The organism is Pseudomonas sp. Sample_9, assembly GCF_004307535.1.
GTDB lineage: Bacteria > Pseudomonadota > Gammaproteobacteria > Pseudomonadales > Pseudomonadaceae > Aquipseudomonas > Aquipseudomonas mercuritolerans.
Map to the genome: position 1 here is coordinate 14,340 of NZ_RAZO01000053.1, position 8,291 is coordinate 22,630.

General features: G+C 61.5%; 7 protein-coding genes and 1 riboswitch. Of the genes, 2 read left to right on the forward strand and 5 right to left on the reverse strand.

Translation table 11 applies throughout. From position 1 onward, the window contains the following. Window positions 1-117: 117 nt before the first annotated feature. The 3 genes from cpdA to D6877_RS03350 form a co-directional block, all read right to left on the reverse strand. Window positions 118-933 (reverse strand): 3',5'-cyclic-AMP phosphodiesterase, encoded by an 816-nt coding sequence (gene cpdA / locus D6877_RS03340; RefSeq protein WP_130909843.1) that lies wholly within the window; start codon window positions 931-933, stop codon window positions 118-120. A 97-nt stretch (window positions 934-1,030) separates the two neighbouring features. Next, complete coding sequence (locus tag D6877_RS03345; RefSeq protein ID WP_130909844.1) at window positions 1,031-1,483, reverse strand: DUF1249 domain-containing protein; 453 nt, start codon at window positions 1,481-1,483, stop codon at window positions 1,031-1,033. Then, window positions 1,474-2,091: an NUDIX domain-containing protein gene (locus D6877_RS03350; protein WP_130909845.1), complete on the reverse strand. Its 618-nt coding sequence runs from the start codon at window positions 2,089-2,091 to the stop codon at window positions 1,474-1,476. Before D6877_RS03350 ends, D6877_RS03345 begins: the two co-directional genes overlap by 10 nt. A gap of 227 nt (window positions 2,092-2,318) precedes the next feature. Here D6877_RS03350 and D6877_RS03355 point away from each other — a divergent pair, with 227 nt between their 5' ends. Next, window positions 2,319-3,065, forward strand: coding sequence for an RsiV family protein (locus D6877_RS03355; RefSeq protein ID WP_016771974.1), 747 nt, complete (start codon window positions 2,319-2,321; stop codon window positions 3,063-3,065). On the opposite strand, the gene cytX is transcribed toward D6877_RS03355, so the two are convergent. Next, window positions 3,034-4,326 (reverse strand): putative hydroxymethylpyrimidine transporter CytX, encoded by a 1,293-nt coding sequence (gene cytX, locus D6877_RS03360; protein ID WP_130888437.1) that lies wholly within the window; start codon window positions 4,324-4,326, stop codon window positions 3,034-3,036. The genes D6877_RS03355 and cytX overlap by 32 nt on opposite strands. 130 nt (window positions 4,327-4,456) lie before the next feature. Then, window positions 4,457-6,346 carry a phosphomethylpyrimidine synthase ThiC gene (gene thiC / locus D6877_RS03365; protein WP_130909846.1) on the reverse strand — a complete coding sequence of 630 codons (1,890 nt, stop codon included), beginning with the start codon at window positions 6,344-6,346 and terminating at the stop codon, window positions 4,457-4,459. Window positions 6,347-6,490: 144 nt separating this feature from the next. Continuing rightward, window positions 6,491-6,596, reverse strand: a riboswitch (TPP riboswitch). 204 nt (window positions 6,597-6,800) lie between these two features. On the opposite strand from thiC, the gene D6877_RS03370 reads away from it, so the two are divergent. After that, window positions 6,801-8,234, forward strand: coding sequence for a TolC family outer membrane protein (locus D6877_RS03370; RefSeq protein ID WP_016771977.1), 1,434 nt, complete (start codon window positions 6,801-6,803; stop codon window positions 8,232-8,234). Window positions 8,235-8,291: the final 57 nt, after the last annotated feature.

The following is an 8,291-nucleotide window of genomic DNA, read 5'->3' on the forward strand; positions in this document are numbered from 1 at the left end:
TTTGCTGCGAATCCATAATCGATATCGCTGTTTCAGGTCGATGCACAGCCAAAGACACCGCGGTCGGCCCCCTCTCCCTCCGGGAGAGGGCTGGGGTGAGGGTTTTTGATTGTCAGTTCAGTAGCCGTTGGAGCCGTAATCGACTGTGAACTCGAAGTCGGTCACTCTTTCGACGCCAGTTTCCAGTCGCCCATCCGGCAACAGCCGCAACCACCGATACCCCGGCGCCTGCTCGCCCACTTTGAAATCCGCACTCCCCGGCTCGAACTGGATGCACGTCGAAGGCGAGGCCATCAAACGCACGCCATTGCGTTCGCGATCGATTTGCTGATGCACATGCCCCCACAACACCGCGCGAACCTGGGGAAAGCGATCCAGCACTTCAAAGAACGCTTCAGGGTTACGCAGGCCGATCGGCTCCATCCACGCGCAGCCGATCGACACCGGATGATGATGCAGGCACACCAGATGATGACGCTCCGGCGCCTCGCTCAGCGCGCGGGCCAGCAGTTGCAACTGATCATCCTGCAGATAGCCCGGCACCGAACCCGGCACCGCCGAATCCAGCATCGTCACCCGCCAATTGCCGATATCGACTACCGATTCGAGCAAGGTGCTCTGCACCGCCGCCTCGGCCATGACCATCGGCTCGTCGTGATTGCCGGGAATCCAGCGCGCCGGGGCATTGATCTGCGCGCTCATCTGGCGGAAGGCCCGATACGACTCCAGCGTGCCGTCCTGGGAAATATCTCCGGTCGCCAGCAGCAGATCGATCTGCGGCTGTTGCGCCAACACCAGGTCGATGACCTGTTGCAGGCTCTCGCGGGTCTTCATGCCCAGCAGCTTGCTGTGCGCTTCAGCGAACAGGTGGCTGTCGGACAACTGCACCAGCAGCGCCGGGTCGGCGCTGGTCAATGTCGATACGCTGGGCAAGGCGCTCTCCCGGGGCTAGGCACACAATGGATGGGTGCGGCAATTATGCTGGGGGATGACACAAAGGGGAAACCGCCGAAGCGGACGCAGTTCACAACTAGCGAACGACTTCGTACTCGTGCCCCAACGCCAGGCAATGACTCAGCCATTCGCCCAGAAACACATTGAGCTGGGCCTTTTCATCGGGCTGGTGCATGGCGGCGTTCGGGTAAGGATAGATGCCGCGAAAGCGTCGTGCATGTTCGGCGCTGACCACTTCGGCCATGCGCGCGTCGTGGTAGACCTGCACTTCCAGTTGCGGCACCGGCAACCATGGCAGGCTGAGCTCCTGGCGTACCTGCAAGGTCGTGGTGTACGGGCAGGTCTGCAGCACTTCGAGGGCGAGCACGCCGAGCATCTGCTCGCCCTGGGTCACAGCGATACGCCGCGCTTCGGGTTCGTTGCGCATGTCCGGCAGCAGTCGCATCAGGCGCGCGTAGTTGGCCTCGCAGGCGGCTTGCAGCCCCACAAGGTCAACCCGATAACGATCGCGCAGCTTGTTTACGACCATAGCCCCCTCACTTCGGCGCAATTGAGCGCCAGCCACTGCAAGGCGATAATGCTCGCCGCGTTGGCAATCCGACCGTCACGCACGGCCTGCAAGGCATCTTCAAATGCCCAGACCGTTACGCGAATGTCTTCGGCCTCTTCTTCCAGCCCGTGCAGACCGCCGACACCGTCGGTGCTGCAACGCCCCAGATACAAATGCACGAACTCGTTGCTGCCGCCCGGCGATGGAAAGTACTTGGTCATCGGCCACAGGGCCTGGAAATTCAGCCCAGCTTCCTCCTGCGCCTCGCGGTGAGCAACTTCTTCCGGTTGCTCATCCTTGTCGATCAGACCGGCGACCAGTTCGACCAGCCACGGGTTGTCGGCCTTGCCCATGGCGCCGACGCGAAACTGCTCGATCAGCACCACTTCATCGCGCTGCGGATCGTAAGGCAGGACGCACACGGCATCGTGGCGCACGAAGATTTCCCGGTTGATCTCGCGGCTCATACCCCCGGCGAACAGCTCATGGCGCAAGTGCACACGGTCGAGCTTGTAGAAGCCCTCGTAGCATTTTTCGCGCCGCACGATATCGACGGCGGTCGGAATGGCGTTGGCAAAATCAGTCATGATCATCCTCTTTACTGCATATCCTTTACGGGGTTTCCATGTACAACCGGCAACCTCGACTTCGCGCCATCCTAACGCGCCCGCACCGTTTGATGCAGCCCCTTTACCGTCAGCGGGATGGACGGTGACGGTGAAACACACTCTAATCAGCTTAGTGGCGAACTGACTGCTCCGTTGAGAGTCGAAGCGGTAACTTTTCGCCTTCCCCTGCTTTCGAAAGGACGCCCATGTCGCTTTTCAAAATTGCCTCTGTGGCCGCTATTGCCCTGACTCTGGGCGCTTGTGCCAGCCTGTTCCAGCCCAACTATCGCACGCCGCTGGAAACCACCCGCGACGCCTCGGAACAACTCAAACCCGGCTGTTCCAATCCCGATTGCCCGCTGGTGAACATCGACACCCTGCGCTTCCCGGACGAGCCGGCACTGGACGGCATCATCGAAAAACGTCTGCTGCAAATGACCCGCACCGAGAAGAACGCACCGGTCGCGCCAACCCTGGCCGCCTACCGCGAGCAGTTCCTCGCCAGTGCCGGCCCGCGCAACAGCAGCTATCTGCAAGCGAAAGTACGCGAGCAGCATGACGGACTGGTGATCATCGAGCTGTCGAGCTACCTCGACACCGGCGGCGCCCACGGCACGCCGGGTCGCGGTTTCATCAACTATTCGCGCCAGCAGCACAAGGTGCTGAACCTGTCCGACATGTTGCTGCCGGGTCAGGAAGAGGCATTCTGGAAAGCCGCGCAAGTGGCGCACAACAGTTGGCTGATCAGCACCAAGCTCGATCAGGAGGCGGAATTCGTTGCGAACTGGCCGTTCGTGAAAACCCCGCACGTGGCGCTGACCTACGGTGGCGTGATTCTCAAGTACGACGTGACCACCATCGCGCCTTATGCGCTGGGCCACGTCGAACTGAAGATTCCTTACCCGCGCCTGAACGGCATTCTCAAGCCTGAGCTGTTTCCCGGCCGTAACTGAAGGCCCGGCCCAGCACCAGTTGCAGCAACCCTGCCAGCACCAGCGCCGGCAGGGTTGCGCCGACATCCGGATACAGATTCGCCAGCAAGTGGTAGGTGCTCACGCCACCCAGCCACGCCAGCAACGCCGGCCAGCGCAATGCGGCTGACGCGACCTGAGCACTGCGCTTGCGCAGGATGAAGTGATCCACCAGCACCACGCCGAACAGCGGCGCGAACACCGAGCCGATCAACAGCAGGAAATTCTGGTACTGCGCCAACGGCGCCAGCAGTGCGATCAGCGTGCAGATCACGCCGATGGCCAAGGCCAGGTGCTCGACTTTCAGACGCAACAGGATCCCGCTCGAGACCGCTGCCGAATGTATATCGGCAAAAGCGTTTTCCGACTCGTCGAGCAGAATCAGCAACAGCGGAATGCCCAGACCGGCACCAGCCAAGGCCAGCAGCAACGCATTGACTTCACCGCTCGGCGCGAACGCCAGGGTGTAGGCCACACCAAGGCTCATCAGCCAGAAGTTGCCGATGAAGAAACCCACAGCCGTGCCACCGAAAACATTCTTTGCGCGTTTGCCGAAACGCGAGTAGTCGGCAATCAATGGCAGCCACGACAGCGGCATGGCGATGGCAATGTCGAAGCCCACCGCGAACGGCATCGAACCGTCACCGGCGCGCGCCCACAGCGCCGCGAGGTCGGCTTTGGCAAACAGGTTCCAGGTTAGCCACAGGCACGCCGCGAGCAACAGCCAGATGCCCCACTTGCGCAGGATCTGCCGCACAAATGTCAACGGCCCGCTGACCGCGAGCAACGTTGCCAGCGCGCCGAAAAACAGCGTCCACAGGATCGGATTGGCCCACAGCGAACCTTCACTGAAGGCGCGGGTGCCGAGCAGGCTGGCGGCGTCGCGCATGACGATGATTTCGAACGAGCCCCAGCCGATCAGTTGCAGCAGATTGAGCAGCGCCGGCAGGCTCGCGCCTTTGCTGCCGAGGCTGAGCTTCAGCGCGGCCATCGACGACAGGCCGGTGTCGCTGCCGATCACACCGACCGCTGCGAGCAGCAGCACGCCCACCAACGTGCCAAGGAAGATCGCCAGCAAAGAACCGGACAGGCCCAGGCCCGGCGCGAGCAATGCACCGGTCTGCAAAACCATCAGGCCGATGCCGAGGGAGAACCACAGGGAAAACAGATCGCGACCGCCGAAGACACGCTTGTCAGCGGGCACGGCGAGGTCGGGGGAATAAGTGCCGGGTTGAATGCTCAAGGGTGTTATCTCAAAGAGGAGCAGGAAAAAGCTGCAAGCTGCAAGCTGCAAGCCGCAAGTTAAAAGCGGTACGCGGACTGCTTCTAATCTTGCAGCTTGCCGCTTGCCGCTTGCCGCTTGCCGCTTGTGGCTAGATTTTCTTGTACAGCTGACTGCCTTCCTGCCTGAACCGCTCGGCCTGCTCCGCCAGACCTTTGGCGACGTCCACGTCGACCGCGTCGATGCGTTGGTTGGCCGCGTACTCGCGGACTTCCTGGGTGATCTTCATCGAGCAGAATTTCGGCCCGCACATCGAGCAGAAATGCGCGACCTTGGCCGAATCCTTCGGCAGGGTTTCGTCGTGATAGGAACGTGCGGTGTCCGGGTCCAGGCCGAGGTTGAACTGGTCTTCCCAGCGGAATTCGAAACGCGCCTTGCTCAGTGCGTTATCACGAATCTGCGCGCCCGGGTGTCCCTTGGCCAGGTCCGCCGCATGCGCGGCGATCTTGTAAGTGATGATCCCGGTTTTCACGTCATCCTTGTTCGGCAGGCCCAAGTGCTCCTTCGGCGTGACGTAGCAGAGCATCGCGCAACCGAACCAGCCGATCATCGCCGCGCCGATACCGGAGGTGATGTGGTCGTAGCCCGGCGCGATGTCGGTAGTCAGCGGGCCGAGGGTGTAGAACGGCGCCTCGTCGCAGCATTCGAGCTGCTTGTCCATGTTCTCTTTGATCAACTGCATCGGCACGTGGCCCGGGCCTTCGATCATGCATTGCACGTCGTGCTTCCAGGCAATCTTGGTCAGCTCGCCGAGGGTTTCCAGTTCGCCGAATTGCGCTTCGTCGTTGGCGTCGGCAATCGAGCCCGGACGCAGGCCATCGCCCAGCGAGAAGCTGACGTCGTAGGCCTTCATGATTTCGCAGATTTCGTCGAAGTGGGTGTAGAGGAAGTTCTCTTTGTGGTGCGCCAGGCACCACTTGGCCATGATCGAGCCGCCACGGGAGACGATGCCGGTCACGCGTTTGGCGGTCAGCGGCACGTAGCGCAGGAGCACGCCGGCGTGAATGGTGAAGTAGTCGACGCCCTGCTCGGCCTGTTCGATCAGGGTGTCGCGGAACAGCTCCCAGGTCAGGTGTTCAGCGACGCCGTTGACCTTCTCCAGCGCCTGATAGATCGGCACGGTACCGATCGGCACCGGCGAGTTACGAATGATCCACTCGCGGGTTTCATGAATGTGTTTGCCGGTGGACAGGTCCATCACCGTGTCCGAGCCCCAGCGAATGCCCCAGGTCAGCTTCGCCACTTCTTCTTCGATCGAAGAACCCAGGGCGCTGTTGCCGATGTTGCCGTTGATCTTCACCAGGAAGTTACGGCCGATGATCATCGGTTCCAGTTCGACGTGGTTGATGTTGGCGGGAATGATCGCGCGGCCGCGGGCAATTTCTTCGCGGACGAATTCCGCGGTGATTTCTTGCGGAATGCTTGCGCCGAAGCTGTGGCCGGCGTGTTGCTGCTTGAGCAGGCCGGCCGCGCGGGCCTCTTGCAGCTTCATGTTTTCGCGGATGGCGACGTATTCCATCTCGGCGGTGATGATGCCTTTGCGCGCGTAGTGCATCTGGCTGACGTTGGCCCCGGCCTTGGCCCGGCGCGGGTTGTTGACGTGGGCAAAGCGCAGTTTGGTCAGTTCGGCATCGGCCAGACGCTGCTGACCGAAGTTCGAACTCAGGCCCGGCAGGCGCTCGGTATCGCCACGGTCATCGATCCACGCTGAACGCACATCGGCCAGACCTTTGCGCACATCGATGACCACGTTCGGATCGGTGTACGGGCCGGAGGTGTCGTAGACCGTGACCGGGGCGTTGATCTCGCCGCCGAAATCGGTCGGGGTTACATCGAGGCTGATTTCGCGCATCGGTACGCGGATGTCCGGGCGCGAACCCTGAACGTAGACTTTTTGCGAACGGGTGAACGGCTTGACCGACTGCTCGTCGACCTTGGCCGAGTCACTCAGGTTGATCGCGTTTTTTTCTTTTGTTGTCATCACGGGCTCTCCAGACAGCATCCAGCAGTGGATTGTCGGAGCAGAACCTGAAAGGCACGGACGCACCAGGACCGGTGCTGTGCATTCGTCATGGCGTTCGATTGTCGAACAATATCCCGGACGAAGCACAAGAGGACTCGCCGGGTGACGAGAAATCTTGTTCCCTACGCAGGCGCTAACCTGATCAGGTTCAACGGGATCCGAAATTATTCGATCTCAGCCTCATAGCAAGGCACCCCGACAAGAACCCGGCCAGTCTAGACACAACCACCGAGGAACGCCAACACCGCAGCAAACGCCATGATGAATGGCGTAAATACCCAGGCTGGCCGATTGTTGCCGGAGCAATGCGCAACTACACTCGCTTGGCCTGCTGAGCCTTGACGCTGTGCGGGCTGCGCCTTACCTTTGGCGCCCGGATTACTTCCATAATATTCATGCTAGGGATCGCCTCATGCTGCGCAAACTTTCACTGGCTGTTGCCGTGTCCTGTGCGTCCAACACAATGGCCTGGGCAGCGGAAGCACCCTTGTCGACCAAAACCGATCTGGTCAGCGTCTACCAGGAGGCGGTCGACAATAACGCCGACCTCGCGGCGGCCCGCGCCCAGTATGGCGCGCAGAAAGAAGTGGTGCCGCAGGCCCGCGCCGGTCTGCTGCCGAACCTGTCCGGTGGCGCCGAAGTCGCCGACGTGCGCACCTCGATCGACCAACCCTCGGCCATCGCCAACCGCAGCGCGCATTCCTATCAGGCGACACTGGCGCAGCCGCTGTTCCGCGCCGATCGCTGGTTCCAGTATCAAGCAGCCAAGGACGTCAACGAACAGGCCGCGCTGCAGCTTTCGGCCACCGAACAGAATCTCATCCTGCAATCGGCCGAAAGCTACTTCAACGTGCTGCGCAGCCAGGACAACCTGGCCTCGACCAAGGCTGAAGAAGCGGCGTTCAAACGTCAGCTCGACCAGTCCAACGAGCGTTTCGATGTCGGCCTCTCGGACAAGACCGACGTGCTGCAATCGCAAGCCAGTTACGACACCGCGCGAGCCAACCGTATCGTCGCCCAGCGTCAGGTCGATGATGCGTTCCAGGCGTTGATCACCCTGACCAACCGTCAGTACAACTCGATTCAGGGCATCGTCCACACGCTGCCGATCCTGCCGCCGGCGCCCAACGATGCGAAATCCTGGGTCGACACGGCGGCGCGGCAGAACCTCAATCTGCTCGCCAGCAACTACGCGGTCAGCTCCGCCGAGCAGACGCTCAAGCAGCGCAAGGCCGGCCACTTGCCGACCCTCGACGCCGTGGCGAAATACGAGAAAGGCGACAACGACGCCCTCGGCTTCGCCAACCCCAACTCGTTCGGCGCGCCTTATGGCGGTAACGTCGAGCAGAGCACGCTGGGCCTGCAACTGAACATCCCGATCTACAGCGGCGGGCTGACCAGTTCGCAAGTGCGTCAGTCCTATGCGCAACTGGATCAGAGCGAACAGCAGCGCGAATCGCTGCGCCGGCAAGTGGTGGAAAACACCCGCAATCTGCACCGCGCGGTGAACACCGACGTCGAGCAGGTGCAGGCGCGCCGCCAGTCGATCATCTCCAACCAGAGCGCGGTGGAAGCCACGGAGATCGGTTATCAGGTCGGCACACGCAACATCGTCGACGTGCTCGACGCGCAGCGCCAGCTGTACACCTCGGTGCGCAACTACAACAACACCCGCTACGACTACATCCTCGACAACCTGCGCCTGAAGCAGGCGGCGGGAACGCTGAATCCGGGTGACCTGGAAGATCTGCGGCGCTATCTGAAAGCCGACTACAACCCGGACAAGGACTTCCTGCCGCCGGATCTGGCGTCGGCGGCTGAAGCGCAGCTCAAGGCCCGGCCATAAGCAATCTGGAATGAATCCCCTGTGGTGAGGGGATTTATCCCCGTCCGGCTGCGCAGC

What these genes read in the sequence shown, in the direction of transcription:
- D6877_RS03345 (WP_130909844.1), bottom strand. Translation starts at nt 1,483, where the DNA reads ATGGTCGTAAACAAGCTGCGCGATCGTTATCGGGTTGACCTTGTGGGG.
- D6877_RS03350 (WP_130909845.1), bottom strand. Translation starts at nt 2,091, where the DNA reads ATGACTGATTTTGCCAACGCCATTCCGACCGCCGTCGATATCGTGCGG.
- D6877_RS03355 (WP_016771974.1), top strand. Translation starts at nt 2,319, where the DNA reads ATGTCGCTTTTCAAAATTGCCTCTGTGGCCGCTATTGCCCTGACTCTG.
- thiC (WP_130909846.1), bottom strand. Translation starts at nt 6,346, where the DNA reads ATGACAACAAAAGAAAAAAACGCGATCAACCTGAGTGACTCGGCCAAG.
- D6877_RS03370 (WP_016771977.1), top strand. Translation starts at nt 6,801, where the DNA reads ATGCTGCGCAAACTTTCACTGGCTGTTGCCGTGTCCTGTGCGTCCAAC.